At 39.2% G+C, this 20,258-nt stretch carries 18 protein-coding genes and 1 tRNA gene; 5 read left to right on the top strand and 14 right to left on the bottom strand.

What is annotated here, in order from left to right; translation table 11 throughout:
* Positions 1-337 precede the first annotated feature (337 nt).
* The 11 genes from AC106S_RS06575 to AC106S_RS06525 all read right to left on the bottom strand — a co-directional run bounded on the left by AC106S_RS06575 (position 338) and on the right by AC106S_RS06525 (position 11,146).
* Positions 338-1,396, bottom strand: coding sequence for a nucleotidyltransferase domain-containing protein (locus AC106S_RS06575; RefSeq protein WP_482438284.1), 1,059 nt, complete (start codon positions 1,394-1,396; stop codon positions 338-340).
* Positions 1,371-3,629 carry a winged helix DNA-binding protein gene (locus AC106S_RS06570; protein WP_482438283.1) on the bottom strand — a complete coding sequence of 753 codons (2,259 nt, stop codon included), beginning with the start codon at positions 3,627-3,629 and terminating at the stop codon, positions 1,371-1,373. The genes AC106S_RS06575 and AC106S_RS06570 overlap by 26 nt, the downstream gene beginning before the upstream one ends.
* The gene (locus AC106S_RS06565) at positions 3,605-4,843 is read right to left on the bottom strand and encodes an ATP-binding protein (protein WP_482438282.1); all 1,239 of its coding nucleotides are present in this window, start codon (positions 4,841-4,843) and stop codon (positions 3,605-3,607) included. Before AC106S_RS06565 ends, AC106S_RS06570 begins: the two co-directional genes overlap by 25 nt.
* Before the next feature lie 172 nt (positions 4,844-5,015).
* On the bottom strand, positions 5,016-5,726 hold the full coding sequence (locus AC106S_RS06560) for a tunnelling fold family protein (protein WP_482438281.1): 711 nt from the start codon (positions 5,724-5,726) through the stop codon (positions 5,016-5,018).
* Between the two features lie 64 nt (positions 5,727-5,790).
* Positions 5,791-7,167, bottom strand: a complete 1,377-nt coding sequence (locus tag AC106S_RS06555; RefSeq protein WP_482438280.1) for a TROVE domain-containing protein — start codon at positions 7,165-7,167, stop codon at positions 5,791-5,793.
* 104 nt (positions 7,168-7,271) lie between these two features.
* A tRNA-OTHER gene (locus AC106S_RS06550) sits at positions 7,272-7,403 on the bottom strand.
* The gene (locus tag AC106S_RS06545; RefSeq protein ID WP_482438279.1) at positions 7,381-8,199 is read right to left on the bottom strand and encodes a hypothetical protein; all 819 of its coding nucleotides are present in this window, start codon (positions 8,197-8,199) and stop codon (positions 7,381-7,383) included. Before AC106S_RS06545 ends, AC106S_RS06550 begins: the two co-directional genes overlap by 23 nt.
* A 135-nt stretch (positions 8,200-8,334) precedes the next feature.
* The gene (locus tag AC106S_RS06540; protein ID WP_482438278.1) at positions 8,335-9,066 is read right to left on the bottom strand and encodes an ATP-grasp domain-containing protein; all 732 of its coding nucleotides are present in this window, start codon (positions 9,064-9,066) and stop codon (positions 8,335-8,337) included.
* 25 nt (positions 9,067-9,091) lie between these two features.
* The gene (locus AC106S_RS06535) at positions 9,092-9,715 is read right to left on the bottom strand and encodes a hypothetical protein (RefSeq protein ID WP_482438277.1); all 624 of its coding nucleotides are present in this window, start codon (positions 9,713-9,715) and stop codon (positions 9,092-9,094) included.
* Positions 9,716-9,726: 11 nt separating this feature from the next.
* Positions 9,727-10,392 (bottom strand): hypothetical protein, encoded by a 666-nt coding sequence (locus AC106S_RS06530; protein WP_482438276.1) that lies wholly within the window; start codon positions 10,390-10,392, stop codon positions 9,727-9,729.
* 1 nt (position 10,393) lies between these two features.
* Positions 10,394-11,146 carry a nucleotidyltransferase domain-containing protein gene (locus AC106S_RS06525; protein ID WP_482438275.1) on the bottom strand — a complete coding sequence of 251 codons (753 nt, stop codon included), beginning with the start codon at positions 11,144-11,146 and terminating at the stop codon, positions 10,394-10,396.
* Between the two features lie 503 nt (positions 11,147-11,649).
* Between AC106S_RS06525 and cobT the strand changes: the two genes are divergently transcribed.
* The 3 genes from cobT to cobC are packed head-to-tail and all read left to right on the top strand — an operon-like array spanning position 11,650 to position 13,976.
* On the top strand, positions 11,650-12,654 hold the full coding sequence (cobT, locus tag AC106S_RS06520; RefSeq protein WP_482438274.1) for a nicotinate-nucleotide--dimethylbenzimidazole phosphoribosyltransferase: 1,005 nt from the start codon (positions 11,650-11,652) through the stop codon (positions 12,652-12,654).
* Entirely contained in the window at positions 12,655-13,437 is a 783-nt protein-coding gene (locus AC106S_RS06515; RefSeq protein WP_482438273.1) for an adenosylcobinamide-GDP ribazoletransferase, read from the top strand. It abuts the gene before it with no gap.
* Entirely contained in the window at positions 13,422-13,976 is a 555-nt protein-coding gene (cobC, locus tag AC106S_RS06510) for an alpha-ribazole phosphatase (protein WP_482438272.1), read from the top strand. The genes AC106S_RS06515 and cobC overlap by 16 nt, the downstream gene beginning before the upstream one ends.
* A gap of 156 nt (positions 13,977-14,132) precedes the next feature.
* On the opposite strand, the gene AC106S_RS06505 is transcribed toward cobC, so the two are convergent.
* From AC106S_RS06505 to AC106S_RS06495, 3 genes are all read right to left on the bottom strand, one after another.
* Entirely contained in the window at positions 14,133-14,270 is a 138-nt protein-coding gene (locus tag AC106S_RS06505) for a hypothetical protein (RefSeq protein WP_185113841.1), read from the bottom strand.
* A 628-nt stretch (positions 14,271-14,898) separates the two neighbouring features.
* A complete protein-coding gene (locus tag AC106S_RS06500; RefSeq protein ID WP_482438271.1) occupies positions 14,899-15,912 on the bottom strand; it encodes a helix-turn-helix transcriptional regulator in 1,014 nt (337 codons plus the stop codon).
* A gap of 39 nt (positions 15,913-15,951) precedes the next feature.
* The gene (locus AC106S_RS06495; RefSeq protein ID WP_482438270.1) at positions 15,952-16,287 is read right to left on the bottom strand and encodes a HopJ type III effector protein; all 336 of its coding nucleotides are present in this window, start codon (positions 16,285-16,287) and stop codon (positions 15,952-15,954) included.
* Between the two features lie 679 nt (positions 16,288-16,966).
* Between AC106S_RS06495 and AC106S_RS06490 the strand changes: the two genes are divergently transcribed.
* On the top strand, positions 16,967-17,767 hold the full coding sequence (locus AC106S_RS06490) for an RtcB family protein (RefSeq protein ID WP_482438421.1): 801 nt from the start codon (positions 16,967-16,969) through the stop codon (positions 17,765-17,767).
* A gap of 189 nt (positions 17,768-17,956) precedes the next feature.
* Positions 17,957-19,708 (top strand): hypothetical protein, encoded by a 1,752-nt coding sequence (locus AC106S_RS06485; RefSeq protein ID WP_482438269.1) that lies wholly within the window; start codon positions 17,957-17,959, stop codon positions 19,706-19,708.
* Positions 19,709-20,258: the final 550 nt, after the last annotated feature.

Below are 20,258 nucleotides of genomic sequence, written 5' to 3'. Positions count from 1 at the left end.
TTAAAGCTCTATAAGAACACATATGAATGAATAATTATCAGGTCGCTCCTACGGAGCTTCCCTTAGATCATACTTAAATTCTATGAACAGAGTACTCCCACGGAGCGTTAAAAAACTCAAATAACATCATATTTTTTTACAAAAATTAATAATTGATCATCAATCTTAGTATAAATCTGATTTCTCCTCCCGAATTGAGGCTGTTTAACATGAGTTTGGGATAATTATTAAGAGAATGGAAGCTGGAAGAGGGCCATAAAATTAAATTAAAAAAAATGTCATTCATTCTGACCTTCATAGCTTCTCTCTTCCATCTCCATCTCCAGCTTCAAATCTGTTATTGATATAACTTCTCTCTGATTTCTATTAAAATATCCGTTGTTTTTTCTAAATCCGGGAAGTCGGGAAGACCGGATATTGAATAAAGATGTTCAATAGAGGTGATCAGATGTTCTGTTTTCTGCATTACGCTTTCATAGGACTGATTTCCGGCTTTAATGTCCAGCAGTTCCTCACGGTTGTCTACCCTGATTTTCACGGTTCCGGTTTTGAAGATATGCTCACAGGACTGAAGCAGGCGGATGGTGTGCATCATGTTTTTACTGTCATAATTCTGTCCGTGCTGCTGATTGACGTTATAGCGGTCTTCATTACGCTCGGAAACCCATTTCCAGTATTCCCTGTAATCTTTGCAGTAGGTGGAGTAGGAGTCCAGGTTGCAGAAGAGGTAAGCTTCAGGATTCTCACCTTTCGGAACAGATGACAGGGAAACCTGGTTGGCTTCTTCATGCTGAATAATTCCTTTATAGCCCAGATTACCGGATTCATCATAGAACAGGGCATGCATTCCTTTGATATTTCCGATGTTGGTCAGTCCGCAGTTTTCCTGAAGCAGATGGTTTTCCAAAAGCCATTTTTTCAGGGGAACAGAGCCTTCTCCTTCAAGAATGAAGCAGAAATCAAGGATAGATTTTCTTTCTTTTTCAACAGGATTGAGGATCTTTTTATTGAGACCTTTCGCCTTTTTGATCTGTGAAATAGCGTAACCTGCAAAGGTGTCTCTGCATAATTTAGAGAGGAAGTCTTCAGACTGAAGCAGGTTCATCAAAGGATCTTTATGCAGGATACAATCTTCAGGCGTTGCCAGAATTTCCAGAATATTGGGATTGTTTTTTTGAAGCAGCTCTACAAACCTTCCGATCTCATAATAGGTAATATCATTGGTTTCATTGGAAATCTGCGGAATATAATTCAGTCCGAAAAAATCTTTCTTCGGTAAATAATAAACACCCCGGATGTCTGTATCCGAGTTTTCGGTGGCCAACCCAAAAGCGCGGCTTCCGGAAATGGCTTCAAGGAGGATGAGGTTTTTATTTTTCAGGTCCTGAATGGTCATGATGATGTTTAAGGATTTTTTGTTCAAAGAAAATTCTCTGCTCTTTGGGAAGCTCGTAAAGGGCGGAATTGTTTTTATTAATGATTACTTCCCGGTAAAGAAGAACATATGCTTCTAATATGATCAGTTCCGGGATTTTTTCCATATGCCTGGTAGTGAATGCTATTAAATACATGAGTTCGCCGGCCTGGAGACCATTTGAATAGATCATGATATTGGTGATCCAGGTCGTAAGAATTTCGTTCAGATCACCTGTTTGAATATCCTCATCAATGGTAGCAGACAGCAGGAAAAATAGGTTGAATTTAGGTATTTTGGCCAATTTTGCATAAATCTCAACTCTTTCCTTTATAGACAGCGATTTTATATAATTCAGGTATTCGGAGGTGAATTTCTTTTCTTCTCCGTTCCACAAATCATAGACAAGTTCCAGAATCACATATTTATATTTATGGGAATAGCTGTTGAATTCTAAATCAATGATATGGTTTACAATAAGTTCTGCTTCTGGTTTTTTATGATCTTCAATTAAAATTTTTGCCATTGCTGCTTTTGCCATAACATATTCATGACTCACTATTCCATGTTTTTTATACATGTTTTCTGTTAATTCAATGGCTTCTTGTAATAGCGGGTAATCATCAGTGGTGAAAAATAAATTGAGCAAAGAATTGGTAAATCCTGTATAATAGTTATATGTACTTGTTGAATTCGAAGCAATAAAAGACTTTTTATTAACGTTGACTTTTCTGAAATAGCTGATTGCCTTTTCATATTTATGTTCGTTCTGTAAGTAGATAGCAATGAGAAGATTCAATTCATCTTTATTCTCAGAGAGATTGGTAAAATAAACTTCTTCCGCTTTTTTGAAATCTTCTTTGTGAATTAATTCTGTGAGTTCATTAAATATAGCTTCTAACTTTTCCTGTTTTATATTCAATGCTTTTTTAATCGCTTCTATTTCGTATAAAATATTTTTCTGATCTTTTTCATTGCAGTTCTGCAGAATTTCATTAAACTTTTGGCTTCTTTTGTCAAGCTCTTCAATATTATAGTAATATGCCAGAAAATCTATAAATAAAGAGGTGATTCCTTCTTTGTGTTCACCCACCTCAATACTGATCCTGAGTAAAGGTTCGGTGATGTCATAAAACTTATTGCGCCTGTCGGCAGGATCGGGAATGGCATCAACCAGATTTTTTCTGGAAAGCTCGCTCAGCTGCTTGCTTAATGACTTCTGTTCTATAAAGCAGTTCCTGGATATTTCAATTCCTTTCTGAGGACGTCGTGATAGCGCGATATACCGTAATATTTTCTGCTGCTGTGGCGGAAGGTACCGGATATACGTTTCATAATACGGTTTCAGATCATTGATGGTTTTAATGAAGTTTTCGGATACTTTGGCCAGGGTATCTGTTTTCAGAAAATGATAAAAAGTAACGAGCAAACGGTGGTTGCCCTTCACCAGATCGAAGATAGCACGAACCTGGGGTTTTCCTTTTGTTTTTAAATGTTTGATGAGTGCTTTATCCTTATCTATTTCAGCTAAAGAAAGTAAAAAAGAATAAGCTTCCTCGAAAGATAGGTTTTTAAGGTAATATAACGTGAAAAAACCGTAAAACGGACGGTCCTCTCTGTCAAAATCATCACTGATGGACTGGCTGGTAGCGATAATATTGATATTGTCGTTTTCATAAAGCCATGCTCTTAGCCTGCCCTGTTCTTCACTGCCCATCTGCTCCAGAATATCTCCGAAGTTTTCAGCAAGAATAAGAAGAGGCTTTTGAGCTGTAAACGTTTTAATGATATTTTCAAGGTAGCTTAATTGTCTGGAAGCTGCTGTGTTCTGTAATATTTCCAGTTCTTTTTGCAGATAAGCCTGATCTTCCTCATACCATTTAATAAAGGAGTTTAAGATTCTCAGCAGGAAATCAAAAAAATTGTCTACCCCGTATTCTTCTTCAGCAAAATACGCTGTCACAAGCTTTCCTTCCTTTACATAATGCTGTATCCTTGAATGTAAAACACTCATCAGATGGGTTTTTCCCATTCCCCGCTGTCCTATGATAAGCCAGAACTGGTTATTGTTATTCTTTACGATGGCATCGACTTTATTTTCGAAAAAATCGGCTGCTGCGGCTCTTCCGGTAAGCAGCTGCTCCAGTATTTCCGGATTCACGCTTTTGGCCCCGAATGAAAGTACCGTATTTATGCCTTGTTTATTCTCCACCATTCCTTGAAAATTTTATATTTGAAACCATAAGTTCTTCCATCGCTGCCTGTTGTTTTAATAAAATAGTGATCCTCCGTCAGGATTTCCAGAATTTTTTTAATTTTTTCATCTTCTGCATCTATCTGGGTAATAATTTCTGATTCTGAAACCGGATGGTCTGTCCTGGAAATAAGTGAAAGGATTTTACTCATCAGCTTTGAATCTTCTTTATAATAGATATCAAGACGCTCTGTGAGCTGTTTAAATGCTTTTTGATAGGAAGCGTCATTTAAAATCAGATGATAAGACTTTCGTATATTGTCTTCATTTACTTTAAGATCGAACTCCGACTGAATGATCAGGAACAGGTGGGCAATATAAAAAGGAAGCCCGTCGCACAATTCATGGATGAGCCTGAAGATTTCCGCTTTTTTTTCTGCATCCACCGTATATCCGGACAGGAGGTAGCATTCCATTAAGAAAGAGGAATCTTCTTCTGAAAAAGGAGTTACATTGAACTCTCTCATATCATTGGTAGGCTCTCCCGTATAATTTAATGTTCTCCTCAAGGTCTGTAATATCACCTTAATACCGATGGAGCCGCAATAGACGAATCTTAAACCCTTGTTTTCCAGTTCCTGTCTTCTTTCCCTGAGAATATCCAGAAATTCAATAACCTCCTGGTGTCTTCCTTTCTGATACCAGTCCCACAGCATAATAGGTAATTCATCCAATATCAGGATAAGCTTGCTGTTATCTTTCTGTAAATTATCTGCAACATTTTCCAGGGTCTGAAAAAAGATACTTTTCCAGCTTCTCTGATATTCCTGCAGATTAACCGAAAACTCAGCTCCGTATACATCAACTTTTACAGCACCTATCAGTTTGGCGATGAATTCTCCGGTTTTAGTCAGGTCTATCTTATACCATTTTTTAAAACCATTGAATCCCTGTATCAGCTTATCTATCACTTCTCCCAGGTTTTGCTTTCCCTGAAGTGAAAAGTAAATGGCCTTGAAATTTTCTTTCCTGAAATCGTCAGGGACCTTATTGTGGTTACACAGATAAACCAGTTTTTTAAGAAGAAGGGTCTTGCCCATTCTTCTCATTTCCTCCAGCGTAACGCTTTGTACACTTAAAGCTCTGAGAATATTATAGATCTCTTTTTCCCTGCCGATGATCTGTTCGTCTTTTATAGTTCCGGTAGAAGGAGTAAGGGGGAAAAAATCTTTCATGATATTGAGTTTTGGTATCAGAAAGGTACGATAAATTTATCATACGACAAAATTATCGTACGATAAATTTAACCTATAATAAATATGTAGGAATTTTCAATGAATATATAATGGGAAAGATGGCTTTTGGGGATTATAAAATTCTATTTTAAAGCCGCTTACCAATCGTAGTTCAGTCTAAAAAATAAGGCGAAAAATCAATTCCCTGGATACATCCCGCCACAGGAAGAACATTATCCCCGTTCATCGTTACTTCATACTCGTCACAGGTAAGCTGTGAAACCTTCTGATACCAGCTTTTCTGGTATTCCTTTCCGATAGCTTCTGTTTTGATGAGACAGTGCAGACCGCCGTGAGTTTTGATAAAGGTAAGACAATCCGCATTGATGACATTTTCTATATCAGCTCTGAACTTATTAACGGCTTTCCGGTGATCTCCTGTCCTGAAATCAATGTCCAGATCAAAGAAAACTTTCCTCGATGTGGAGGTCTGGATGAGGTTTAAAGACAGGGTATGAGGATTGATCGCGTTATCATTACGGATCAGCCTGTCGGAAATTTCCCGCATCAGAAGCAGGGAAGCTTTGTGAAGATCCCGGGGATTCGGGGTAATGTATACGGCAAGATTATCCTGTGAAACATCAGTTCCGCCGGATTCATACAGGCCGAGAGGAAGTTCAAGCTGCCTGATCTTATGAAAAAGCATTTCTTTGGTTGATGTAAAACGCTTTAGCTGGGCTTTATCTGCCTTCAGTCCTGTTTCCGGATTGTATTTTTTCCGGGCCAGAAGCTGTACATAATATTGTTCGTTAGGTTTCAGATCGGGAAGCCATTCAATGAATTCCTTTAGTTTCTCTTCGTTACAGATGATTTTATAGTTCATGAGTTGATTAGTTTTTTGCATAAATTTTTCGTAAAAAGCTTCGTATAAGAAGCTCCGGAAAATCTTAATTTTCCAGAGCCTTAATATAATGAAATACTTTATCACTCCATCCATTGATTTCAGCGGTCCAGTTCCCGGTTTTTATACCGTGGGTATGGGTTGAAATATCAATAATATACGAGTTTTTATAAGGTGAGGTATCCGGTTTTCTGTTCAGTCTGTAATGCGCATCAATATCCTGACTGTCGGAGATCACCACCAGTCTTTCCGCATCTTTGGCATATCCTTTTTCCTTCAGCCATTCACATAGCTGATAGGTAAAGATACCGCCACCTCCCAGTTCCTCGTAAATCTGCCTGAAGCTGTTGAACAGCCCGAGACCTTTACCATTGCTCCAGACCATATGCTTTCCTTTTCTCTCACCATCGTTTCCGGCGGTGAATACCAGGATCATATCTTCAAAAATATAAGAACCGGTGGCTGCCATAGCAAAAGCAAGATCCATTCTTGAAAATTTAGACCGGGAAGAAGTGACCTGTCCCATACTTCCGGAAACATCAATTGCCAGAATTGTTGTTCCTTTTATTTTTTCCCGGGCAAAACAGTTTTTCATAGCTTCGTCAATATCAGCCGTGAAATCCGGAGCATTTCTCTGGGCTGACAGAAAATTCAGCGGAGTAAGCCAGCTGCTGTTCACCTGTGAGATCGCCGCTCTGATGGTCTGTCTGGAAACGCCTGCTTCGGTCATATTTCTCAGGTTTCTCAGAATGGCCAGAGAACCCAGACTTTTCTCACCGATCATTCTCTCAAACGTCTCTTTTTTATCAGCACCCTGAGATAAGGCTGATTCCCATGTATTGGCAGGTTGTAAAGTATCTTCGGTAAGCGCTTTCAGGGCATGCTCATTTTGGGCAGCTGGCTTTGGATGTACCAGATTGACAACGTCTACCAGAGATAACTCCAGGTTGCTTTTTTTATATTTGGCGATCTGGTATTCATCATATTGATCAAAAGCTTTGGCCAGACCTTTCTTAATGGATTTCGACATTTTATATGAACCGTTTCTTGCCTTCAGCATCTGAAGCAGATCCATAGTCATATCCGGCCGGTTGGCAATTTTAGCCACCGCATCTTTTACGGAAACTCCGTGAATTTCATGAGCCAGAATAAGCAGCCATAGAGGAGTATGTCTCAGCTTCTGTTCAAAACGGCATTCCAGAGCCAGTTCAATAATCTGCTCTCCGTCTACTCTGTAACACAGATCCTCAATCTGATTCATGATCTCATCAGCAGACTGATAATAATCCGATTCAAAAAGCATGTTGGCAAGAGTAACCCTTCTCAACAGTTCGTAATCAGAATATTTTCCTGCTTTGTCAGTCAGTTTTCCGGCAATGATACCGGAGTCAAATCCTGTTTTTCTTGTGTTAAATTTTGACATACCATTAGTTTTTTGCATTCATAAAAAATAAGCGGTTAAACATTGATTAAGGTGTTTTTTTTGTAATCGAAGTAACCTTAATCTCACACCGCTTTTATCATCAGGAAGACCGGCCGGACTCGAACCGGCGACACACGGCTTACGAAGCGAAGTAACTTTATCATCACACCCATTTCACAGGGTTAAAATTTAATAAAGTATGTTTACGTTGCTCTACCCAACTGAGCTACGGCCTCCCTTATTGATGATGCAAAGTAAATAGGGTAGTGCGCAATGTTTTTGCGTAATGAAGAATGGTTGAAATTTTTTTGAAATATTTGTTGTAATCTTCAGCTGGAAAAGTGAATTTTCTCCTGTTGGCAGGGGTGGACAGCTGTTAACATGGAAACCACCAGTGCATAAAAAGATCCTGTTGTTTTTGAAAAATATTTTGAGATGTCCGTCTGAAATGCCCTGATGGTCTTCTCTGAGCTGTATCACCTGGAATTTCCCTTCTTCATACACATCCAGTGTGCCGATATTTTTGATGGCATTCGGGAAGATGGGTTTCAGATCGGTAAGGGTTGTTTGGGCATCGATTGTAATGCCTTTGTACAGGATGTAATTTCCATTAAGAAACCTGAATTCATCTACCGCGACTTTATTCTGGGAGTTTTCAAAACGGGAGCCGTTTTTATAGAGATAGCGGTCATTCATATCTTTGCTTCCGTCGGGATTTTCAAAAATATACGTGCAGGGTGCTTCTTCGGACATCAGTTTAATGCTGTCTGGCTTTCCGAACACTTTTTCAAAATCATTGAGAGAAAAGAATCTTTTCAGCTTACCGTTAAAAAGAATGTCATCTTCAAGCATGACTTCATTCAGACTGTCTTTTGAAGTATTTATGGTTGCAGGAGTGACAGATACCGATGAATCGTTTTTAATCCCGGTCTTTTGGTGCGGGCTGATATTCCGGGCCTCTTTTTTATTCCCCTCCTTTCCGGTACAGGACGAAAGGAAAATAAATATCCATAGAATGGAAAGGTATTTCATATTTATATTTTCCACTAAAATACAAAAGGACCGGATAAAAGGAAACCATTAAGAACATGAAATCTGTTTAAAAATTAAAATAACTGCTGTTCAGTATGCTAATTCATTTGAAACTTCATTTCTTAATGGTTTTCTCTAATGTTTAATGCAGCTTTCCACGATCACCCCCAGGGCTTTTTCCGCATCACAGGCATATAAGCCGGAGCACCAGGCGGGATTCGCTTCAATGAGTGCCCAGCCTTTCCCCTGGATGATTCCAAAGTCCAGAACAACCGCTTTGGGAAGGGTAGAAGCATATTGTCTGATGAACTTTTCAAAAAACGAGAACATTTCCTGATTTTCTGTTTCAGAAAGCGGATTCGTATCAAAAGTATTGTTCCTCCAATAGGATGAGTGGGTTTTTATTTCCCCGTTCAATACAAAGCACCGCACTTCAAGCTGCCATTCCACGACTTCCGAAATAAAGACGGTACTTTCCGGATCAACGGTATCAAAACCTTTGATATTGCTTACTTTATCATAAACGCCTGCTTTAAAGCTTTTGAAATCTGCACATTTGATAAAAACGTTTTCCAGATCTGTAAAATCTTTCAGCTGGCCATAAGATATTTTCCGTTGGGTAAATTCTTCTGAAATATGGGCCATCCAGTCATCATCCGGTTTGGTAAGGGTAAGCCCGCACTGCCCGGCAACGATCTCTGCATAAATATCTTCACCGTATACGCCAATGACATCGGTACGGAATTCTTCCGGAACCTTCCATTGGGCATTAAACCGGTTCAACTCATATGGAGAGTTGAGGGATGCTTTTTTCAGATTGTTGCTGTCTTCCGTGTACATGGGAGAAAGCGCGATTATATTTTTCATGGTATTAAGTTTTTTTTAATTCTAATTAATCTTTCTGATTCAATGCTTGCAGGATAATTTCTTCAAATGACTGGTAATCCTGAAGTTCTTCATATCTGATTCCGGCCGTTGTTCTGTATAATGTATTTAAACCCGGATAATCCTGCCCGACCAGTCCCACCAGTTCAGTGGTAAGAACAAGATTTTGGAAACCGAAATCAACCGTAATAATCAGTTCTTCACCGGAAGCTTTGAATTCTCTGTAACACTTATTGATGAAGGTGGAATCCGCAATAGTGTTATTAAAACAGTCTTCTTTCAGGTTAAATTCATACCTCATCTTATCCAGTAAATCCTGAAGTGGGGCTAAATCCGTTTCTCTGCCATGTATTTCCTGATAACGATTTACAACATGTTCAATAAATTTCCCGGTGAAAAATAGTTCAAGGTGATCGTTATCAAAATGCCAGAACGGACTGTAATAATAATGATCTTTTGGAAGATTGAAACGTACCAGACAGTCAATAACAGATGGAGGAACCACCAATCCGAATTCCTCTTTTAAAACTATGCATTGTTCAATAAAAGGATGAGGTGGTTCGGATTCTTTTTTCCTCCGGACATTTTGAGTTTCCTTGCTCATATTTTTAAACCATTGAAATAATTTCATTGTTTTTTTATTTAATAGGATTGGTTATTCCGGACAGATGAGTGCTCCTTTATAATGGTATCGCCGACTGTTCCATAATAATTCAGAACCTGATAGGTGATGGTAATGCCATTAATATCCAGATCTTCAGACATCCCATGATAACCTCCTGCTCTGTATCCTTTTTTATCACCGGTCATGATCATATATTCAGCACCGCCGCAATCAGCATAGGTTTCGATTCCTATCATAAGGCAGTCCTGGTTTCTTTCCAGTTCTTCATAGCACCGGTCGATGAAAGAAATATCCATATGATCTGCTGCAAACCTGTTCTCTTTAAGGATAAACTCATAATGGGCTTCATCCAGAATTTCCTGCAGATGGGCATAATCAGCCTGCTCACCATGAATTTCCGTATATCTTTTTACAGCATACAGAATAAATTCCCGGGTGAAAAATACCCTTTCTTCAATCTCACCGTCCCAAAGACATTTGTACCTGAAATTCTTTTCTGATACCTTATGACGGGTGAAGAATGAAATATAAACATCAGGAACAATCAATCCATATTCTTCTTTGAGGTATTTACATCTTTCAACAAAAGGATGTGGCGGTATATGGTCATTTTTTTCTGTCTGAATTCCAGATCCGGTATTATTATTTTTCATTGTTTTTTTAAACCATTGAAACAGTTTCATTTTACTTTATTTTTAGTATTTCCCTGAAAACCCTTTCCATTTCACCCTTATCTGCTTTTCCTCCAGCCAGGTTTCTGGATCTTTCTTCATTTTCAAGGACTGTTTTTTCCAGGAATCCGAAGAGTTCCCAATCGTTGGGATGGTAATAGGACTCTCCTTTTGTCGCTTTTAAAGAAACGAGGTCTTCTATTTTTCTTCGTGTATAATCGTCAGTCAGAACCAGCAGTTCACTGAACAGAACCGGAGGAACCGTTCCTTTTTCTATGATCCACTTTCCAATAAGGGCAGTTCTCAGACAGTAAAAATAGCTTTTCAGTTTTACTTCATCACTTCTGCAGGCTTCCAGGTACTTTTTGCTCATGCTCAGATAATGATAGGAAACCGCTATCGGAGAAAAACAGGTACCGGCCAAAGGTCTGAATAATTCTGAAAACTTTCTGTTCTCTTTATACACAATCGGAGAATAAAACCAGCTCAGTAAAGCCGCATTTGACTTCAACAGCAGATGAAACGTCTTTCTGAGGTCCCAGCCGGAGCCATCCAGATCATCTTCGGTCATAAATTCTATGGTTTCGTCCTTATCCCACGGTGAAAGATACCAGTCTTTTTCATGGCGGTAGATAAAACGGATATCATAATCGCTGTCCGGAGAGGCAAAACCCCAGGCCCTGCTTCCTGATTCTACTGCCAGAAGGACTTCTATGCTGCGTTCTTCCTCTATTTTCTTTATTTTTTCTAGTATTTTGGGTGTCATTGTTTTCAGTTTTACGGCAAAGTAAGGAGGTGAGTGCGTAGTGTTTTTGCGCAGGAAAATAAGGGAAGCAGAGGATGATAGATGATAGATGATAGATGATAGACGGATAGATAATAGATGACAATGGACAGTCGTTGAAGAGAATTTCATTCCTTAAATCACCATGTCTGTCATCTATCCGTCTATTATCTGTCCGTCTTTTCTGTCTTTTCTGTCTTTCCGATTTTTTGGCAAAGTAAAGAGGTGAGTTTGCAGTTTTTTTGCGCAGGAAAATAAGGGAAGCAGAGGATGATAGATGATAGACGAATAGATGATAGATGAATAGATAATAGATGACAATGGACAGTCGGTGAAGAAATCAAATCCCTTAAATCACGATGTCTATTATCTATCCGTCTATTATCTTTTCTCTTTCCTCTTTTTCTCTCAAACAAAACCTCATCACATATACCCGGAAAAATGCTCAATTTCACTAATATTGCACATAAATTTAACACATACTCATGTTAGCCAACGAACTTCAGCATAAAATAGATTTTAAAACAAAGCCATTAGGAGCATTGGGACACCTGGAATATCTTGCCCACAAAATAGGGATGGTTCAGAAAACGGTTTCACCTCAGCTTTTACAGCCGCACATGGTTGTTTTTGCCGCAGATCATGGTATTGCTTCGGCAGGTGTAAGTGCCTATCCGCAGGAAGTGACGTATCAGATGGTGATGAATTTCCTGAGTGGCGGGGCGGCTATCAATGTGTTTTGCAGGCAGCAGGGAATAGAGATCAGGATTGTGGACGCCGGAGTGAATTTCGATTTTCCGGAAGGGCTTGAACTGATTGACAAAAAGGTGAGGAAGTCCAGCCGGAATATGCTTAAAGAGCCGGCAATGACAGAAGAAGAATATTTACAGGCTCTGGAAAACGGGAGATCAGTGGTGTCGGAAATTGCTGAAACAGGTTGTAATATCATCGGTTTTGGAGAAATGGGTATCGGGAATACTTCTGCATCTTCACTGATGATGAGCAGGCTTTTTGATCTGCCGGCGGCAGATTGTATAGGAAGGGGAACCGGGCTTGATGATGAGCAGCTTCAGCGTAAGATCAGTATTTTATCCGAAGTTTTACAGCAATATCCTCATATTCAGACGGCTGATGAAGTGGCGCAGACTTTTGGCGGACTGGAAATTGTACAGATGATGGGAGCTATGGAAGAAGCTTTTAAGCAGGGCATGCTGATCATGGTAGATGGTTTTATCGCCAGTATAGCCGTAGCAGCGGTCTCAAAAAAGAATCCTGAGATCCTTAAGAACTGTATCTTCTGCCATGTCAGCGATGAAAATGCCCATCAGAAGCTTCTTGAGCTTTTGGGACAGAAGGCATTACTGAATCTTAACCTGCGTCTGGGAGAAGGAACAGGCTGTGCACTGGCTTATCCGCTGATACAGAGTGCCGTGAATTTCCTGAATGAAATGTCAAGTTTTGAAGATGCTCATGTTTCAAATAAAGCATAAATGAAAGCGGTAAAAAACGAGCTGATCTATTTTGCAACGGCCCTGATGTTCTTTACGAGAATTCCGGTTCCGTTCAAGATTCCGTATTCCGGGGAAATTATGAACCGGTCGCAGAAATATTTTGCCTGGGTAGGGCTGCTGGTAGGCTTGATCAATGCTGCTGTTCTCTATCTTTCCTATCATATTTTTAACCTGGATATTGCCATTGTTCTGATGATGATTTCCAGCGTTCTGCTTACCGGGGCTTTTCATGAAGACGGTTTTACGGATGTCTGCGACAGTTTCGGAGGCGGTTACGGAAAAGAAAAAATCCTTACCATTATGAAAGACAGCAGGGTGGGAGCTTACGGAGCCGTAGGAATTATCCTTTTGTTTGCTTTAAAGTTTTTCAGTGTCAAAGCATTGGGAAACATGGATCTGGTTCCTGCCTTCAGCATTATCGTCCTGGCTCATACGGTGAGCCGTTTCATTTCAGGAACGATGATTTATACTCATCATTATGTGACGGATATTGATGTGAGCAAATCAAAGCCTTTAGCTAATAAGCCTTTGGATGGGAAGTCTCTGCTGGTAAGCTTTATGAGTGTAGTGGTGGCTTTTGCCCTGATTCCTGATCCGCGTCTGATCATAGCTTTTGTATTGGCTTATATCGGGAAAATCTGTATGGGCTGGTATTTTAAGAAGCATATCGGCGGTTATACGGGTGACTGTCTGGGAGCCGTGCAGCAAGTGAGTGAAGTTTTGTTTTATCTTGGAACAATGATCGTATGGAAATTCATCTGATCCGTCATACCGCAGTAGATAATCCGTCAAACCTATGTTACGGATTTGCAGAAATGCCTTTGAAGAAAGATTATATTGACGATTTTAAGAACCTGGATCTTGAACAGGATTTTGACCGTATTATTTCAAGTCCGTCGCAACGGTGTACTCTTCTGGCGGATTATCTTCAGGCGGAATATAGCACCGATGAAAGGCTCCGTGAGATGAATTTCGGAAACTGGGAGATGAAATCCTGGACGGAAATTCCTGAAGAGGAAATTAATCCCTGGTATGAAGATTTTATTCATGTAAAAGCCTCAGAAGGTGAAAATCTTCTGGAAATGCAGTCCCGCGTTATCAATTTCTGGAATGAACTTACTGCTGCTGAAAATAAGGATAAAATTCTCTTGGTAGCCCATGCCGGAGTAATACGGCTCATATTACAGGCTGTTCTTCAGTTCCCGTTAGAAAATATGTTTAAATTACAGATCGGCTACGGAAAACGAACTGTTATTGAGATAAAAGACGGATATTTTTCTGTGAAAGTACTGAATCTGTAAGAGTAAAACGGTCAGGGAAATCTGTAATGATTTAAGCTGGTAATTAGGATTACTTATTGCTCATTACTCATTACTCATATAATTAGCCACAAAAAGAGACCGTTCATCATATGACAGCCTCTTTTCAACAATTTTAAATTTTAACTACTTTTGAGTTTAAGCAGTAATCTGCTTAGGTTCTTTTGGTTTTTCCTCTTCTTTTTTATCTAATTTCTCCGATATTTTCTTTACGATATATTCTATTGCAATCGGAGCTATAATAGCAATAAGGGCTTTAAATATTCTTGATTTCATAGTGTGATTTTAAAATTTAAATAATGCAATTTCCAAGCCATTCTTTATTTTACTGAAATCGTTTTTTGTAATGTGTTTCTTTGTGGGATTGGAATGATTTGTTGTAAATTTTCTGGACTTTCGGTATCTTGATGGATATTTTACAGATTCGTAAATTGGATGGATGGCGTATTTGTTGTAGAAATTTTGGCTAAAGCCATAGGATTGGATTTTATTATTTAGGCGGAATAAAGTCCTCCTCTATTGAATAAATTCTACAAGATATAGGATAGCTTTATTTATTATCCCGCAGATTCCGCGGATTTGGCAGATTTTTCAAGAACTTATGTGAACTTCTATACTTAAAGCATTCAACTTAAAACTGCCGGATTGTAAATTCTTTTGTGTCTGTTGTGGTTAAAAAAGATTCCCACGGATCTCTAAGATAACACCGGTTTTGTATAGAGCTGAGTTTGCTGAAAATTTCTGATTTTCTCTTGCCTTAAAAGCAGTACAATAGTTTAAAGGCCTTGCGTCGTTGTAAGATTCAACAAAAATAAAACCTTACAAATCCATAAAAGGACCCATAAGGTTTAACAGTAATATCAATCCACTGAGAAAATAATAGTGGATTCAAAGCTTATCCGTTCTAATCCTGAATATCCAGATTTTTGTAATTTCCATGCCCCGCTTTAAATTTTTCCTCCATTCTTAACCTCAGCTTTCGGGGTTTGTGAACAATGAGAGAATCTCCGAAACCCAACAGCAGTCTTTCCAGTTCATAGTTGATCTGAACACATATTTTAAATAATGTACCCTCTTCTGTTTCGCTGATGATCTCCTGGCTTTTGTGCAGAGGTTTGGTCTTTATATAGGGAGAATTGGAAGAATCGACGAAGAAAATAACGTTTTTGGGAGCCATACCCTCAGAAACCGTCACTCCTACAATATCTTTGAAATATTCATCACCGTCCAGGTCTTTATCAATATAAGGCACATCTTCTTCCGGATCTATTTTTTCCATTCTGTCCAAAGCAAAGTTGTATATTTTGCCTTTGTGGATGCAGATGAGGAACCACCGGTTGTTGAACTCCTTCAACAGCTGCGGATGTACAGTATAACTGCTGGATTCCCTTGCCGTGAAACTGCGGTACAGGATATTTAAGACCTTTTTATTGGCAATGCTTTCATAAAGAATGTCAATATGTTCCAGACCTTTCAGCTGCTCATTTTTATCAAGATGAATAATAGATTTCTGGCTGGTGGAATGAATGGAATCTTCCAGTTTCTGAATCACCCCGTTCATCTCTTTGAACATCGAAAAATCTTTGAACTGCTTCAGAATCTGTATGGCATTGTTCATGGCTTTCAGGTCGCTTTCGTTCACCGAAATATTATGAATACTGTACTCCGGATCGCTGTAACGGTAATATTTCCTTTCATATACCTCGATAGGAGCTTCATATCCGAATTTCTCACTGCGCATATTCTGAAGGTCAAGCTGAACGGTACGCCTGCTTACGTAAGATTCCTTTCCCTCAAATTCAAACAGGGCTTCAGAACATTCATCGATAAGATCTTCCAGGGTATATTTACGGTATTTGTTTTTTAAACATTTATCCAGCGTTTTATAGCGGATCAGGGCATTTTTATTGGATGACATGGTTGTTCGTTTTTAAAGATTGGATAAGAATTTACCTTATTATGACTTCTTTTTCAAGGCTTGTCCTTCAAAGACAATTCCGCCCCATCCGGATTCCATAAAGTTTCTGATGTTCTGGTGGTCTGTTCCTTCAGGATTCTTTAAAACATCTTCTCTGTAAAATTCCGCGAAAAGAGGAAGCGTCTGCTCTTCAGACAGATTCTGAAGTTTTGCAAAACTGAAAACCTTGCAGGAACCGTTGTTCTGTCCGGTTTCATTCATCGTGTTTCCGTTTTTAAAAGCCGTAGGAGTAAAATCATAATGCTCATCAATATAAGCGATAATTTCTTTGAACTGAAGGGACTCCGGATTATTTTTTAGTGTTTCTGATACCATATGAAATTATTTTGTTCAAAAATAATTAAATTTTTTTTATCTGCGCAGGATTGTTGCGTACTTATGTCATTACTTTGCATCATCAAATACAAATACAATGGAATTTAACGGAAATCATTTAATTGAATTAGGGTACAGACCGGCAAACTGGTTTAAAGAAGCCATCACTTATATTAATGAGAATAATCTGGATAAAAACCAGATCACGGAATATCTGGAACAATTTAAGCAGCCTGATCTGATCCCGCTTCATGATACTCCGAAAGATTTTGTGATCAATATCAGAGCGGAACACGAAAGTGAGAACGATAATGTGGATAAAGTCATCAAAACCATGAATGTGCTGATGAAAACTCCTACATTAACGGCTGGAGCTATTATGCCGGATGCCTGTCCTACGGGGCCTGAAGGTCAGATTCCGGTAGGAGGAGTGGTTGTCGCCAAAAATGCAATTCATCCAGGATTCCATAGTGCGGATATCTGCTGTTCGGTGATGCTTACGGATTTTGGAAAAGCAGATCCTAAAGAAGTGCTGGATGCCGCACATTCCGTGACGCATTTCGGATATGGAGGAAGAGCAAGAGGAGAGCAGATGCCGATGTCTCAGGAACTGATGGATGCTTTCAGGGAAAATGAATTCTTAAATGATGAAAAACTGATCAGCATTGCCCGTTCTCATATGGGAACACAGGGCGACGGAAACCATTTCCTGTTCGTGGGAATTTCTAAAAATACCGGAAACACAATGCTGGTGACCCATCACGGATCAAGAGCTCCGGGTGCCGCGCTATATGATAAAGGAATGAAGGTAGCCAACCGTTTCAGACTGCAGATTTCTCCTGAAACACTGAGAGAAAACGCCTGGATTCCTTATGATACCGAAGAAGGTAAGGAATATTGGGAGGCCCTGCAGCTGATCAGAAAATGGACGAAAGAAAATCATACCTCCATTCATGACGCGGTTTTGAACAAACTGGAAACAGAGAAAGAAAACAGATACTGGAACGAGCATAATTTCGTTTTCAGAGACGGCGACCTGTTTTATCATGCCAAAGGAGCCACTCCGCTGGATGATAAATTCATGCCGGATATTACAGGACCAAGACTGATTCCGCTGAATATGGCAGAACCTGTACTGATTGTTCAGGGAAAAACCAATGAGAGAAATCTTGGATTTGCCCCGCACGGAGCCGGAAGAAATTTCAGCAGAAGCCAGCATAAAAGGTCTCTTGCCCATAAGACAACAGAAGAAATCTTTGAGGAAGAAACCAAAGGGCTTGATATCCGTTTCTTCTCCAATGAAATTGATATTTCCGAACTGCCGAGTGCTTATAAAAGTGCTAAAAACGTAAGAGCGCAGATCGAAGAATACGGATTGTGTGAAGTTCTGGATGAGGTAATGCCGTACGGATGTATCATGGCCGGGGATGTCGGTAAAAATGCACCCTGGAAGAAAAAAAAGAAATATAGAAAAGGATAGGCTCACAGAGCTGAAACCATAATATATCTGGTGAAAAATCCTATATTTGAATATCGGTGATTTTTATCAGTGAAAGAATCAAGGCAAAGGGAGTTCCTATACCATTTGGATGTTACTCCCCGCCTTTTTACAAAATTATAGGTAAAAGGAGTTCCTATACCGTTTATTATAAAACCAGTACTCCTTCATATGAGAACACTTCAACTGTTTAACGCCGTATTAAAGAAAGATTCTGAAAAAGAAGCTTTCATTTCTACCGATGGTTTTGTGATTGAATCCGGCGCACTTTGGGCTAAAAATCACATCATAAAATACTATTCAAAAGAAAAATTAAAAGGAAACGACCTTAACAGGACCTTCCATACTTCCTGGCAGAAAATAAAAAGTACGACCAGAACAAATCTGCTGCTGGAACAGATCAGGCATTATATTTCTATGTACGGAAGCGGATTTCAGGATGAGATCTATATCCCGGAAGAAATATTGAATGTCCCTGAAACCAATCTGATCTTCAAAGTTTTCAAAGCATATTCTGAGGAAGAAATGACAGAGAAGTGTCTGTCGCTTCTGGGATCCGGAGTTACTCTTAAAGAAGAAACAGTGGATGACCTGATCGCGGTTCTTGGCGAGGATCTGAAATATAAATTTACAGGAAAAGAAAATATTATAAATAAAGAAGCCGTAGTAAAAATTGCGGACCGTTACAACGTTTATCCTGATAATCCCGTAGAATTCTTCAGATATGTGATCTATAAAACAACAGGCAGTCTGCTGCTGATTAAAAATGAAGAGCTGATTGATGCTGTTAAGAAAAGCAGGTATAATCCGGGCCATTTGTTCAAAAATTTCGGACTGGAAAGACTGGCTGAAATTTTTAACAGATTCAAACCTCTGTTTCTGGCCTATAAAAAAAGAACTCCGAAAACGATCAATAAGATCTCAAGGTTGTCAAAGACTTATCATAAACCTTTAATGTCCAATCCTCTGAATAAAGCTACTCATTCATTATTGGAAAAAAAAGACCTGCCCTGGCTGGATAGTGCAACACCGTTTGTTTTATTTAAAGCGTTGTCTGCCTGCTATCTGAGAATGTATGGTCAGGATACTTTTGTGTACAGGATCAGAAACGGAAAGTCCTGGGTGAAAACAGGAAAAGCAGGAAATATGAGCGAAAGAAATTATGATTTTATATTGAATTATATGAAATCAAGATATGATCTTTCCGGAAAGAAATTTTATTTTCCCCGAGATGTGGAATTCGGGCTGCCTTCCTCAGAAAAGATGCTTGTAGGAAATATTCCTGCGGGAACAAAGTTTTCAGGGGAGAAGCTGGCCGTAGGTATATATTGGGAAGATCGCTGGGGAGTTCATGATCTGGAGCTTTCAAGTCTGGATATTCTGGGTAAAACCGGCTGGAATTCGGCTTATAATCGGTATGATGCCAGTCTGATGTATTCCGGAGATATAACTTCAGTATCCGACGGAGCTGTTAAATACCTGTATGCAGATAAAGGGCTGTTCAAGCCGATGCTGATCATGAATAATGTTTACTCAGGGAGTCCGGACTGCGGTTATAAGATCATTATCGGAAAAGGAGACGATATTTCAAAGGAATATATGATGAACCCCGACTGTCTTTTTGCAGAGGTAAAATGTGATGCTGCTCAGAAACAGACCGTTCTTGGAATGATGCTGCCGAAAGGGGGGAAGCAATGCTTTGTACTGCTTAATGTAGGAGCCAGACAATCCCATATTTCCGGAAATCCTGAAATTGCCTTAATGGCGATCAAGGTATTATACCAGCAGTGGTATGAGCCAATATCATTCAATATGCTGGTCACTGAATTAGGCGCAGAGATCACTTCTGAAAAAGAAAACGCAGATTTTGATTTCTCACTGGAAAACTTAGAAAAAGATAGCTTTGTTAAAATTTTCAAATAACTGGCTGTCTTTGAATGCTAAAAAATACATCTCATATCAGGAGATTTTATATTACCATGTAAACCTTATGGATTCTTTTATGGATTTGTGAGGTTTATTTTTGTTGGGTTTTCGCAACGACGAAAGGCCTTTAAACTGTTGTACTGTTTTTAAGACGCGAAAAAATCAAAGATTTTCAGCAAACTCATTTCCATAAAAATCTGTTTCATCTGGGCAATCTGTGGAAAACCATTTACTCCCGCAAAAAATCAACTTTATGAAATTTTATCGGAGATAAAATCCTGGCGCCTTATACCCATGAAGCTGGTAAAAAAATTCGCGCCGTTGCGCAACTCCAACAAAAGCAAGTTCAGAAAATCCGCGTCATCTGCAAAATCCGCGAGAATATATTCATAAAAATATGTTTCATCTTAATATCCTGTGGGAAGCTACTTACTTCCTCAAAAATCAACGCTATGAAATTTTATCGGAGATAAAATCCTTGCGCCTTATACCCATGAAGCTGGTAAAAAAATTAGCGCCGTTGCGCAACTCCAACAAAAGCAAGTTC

This window comes from Chryseobacterium sp. FR054, from assembly GCF_056844565.1.
Note: the sequence above shows the minus strand (reverse complement) of the source record. Positions and strands in the feature narration are given on the sequence as shown.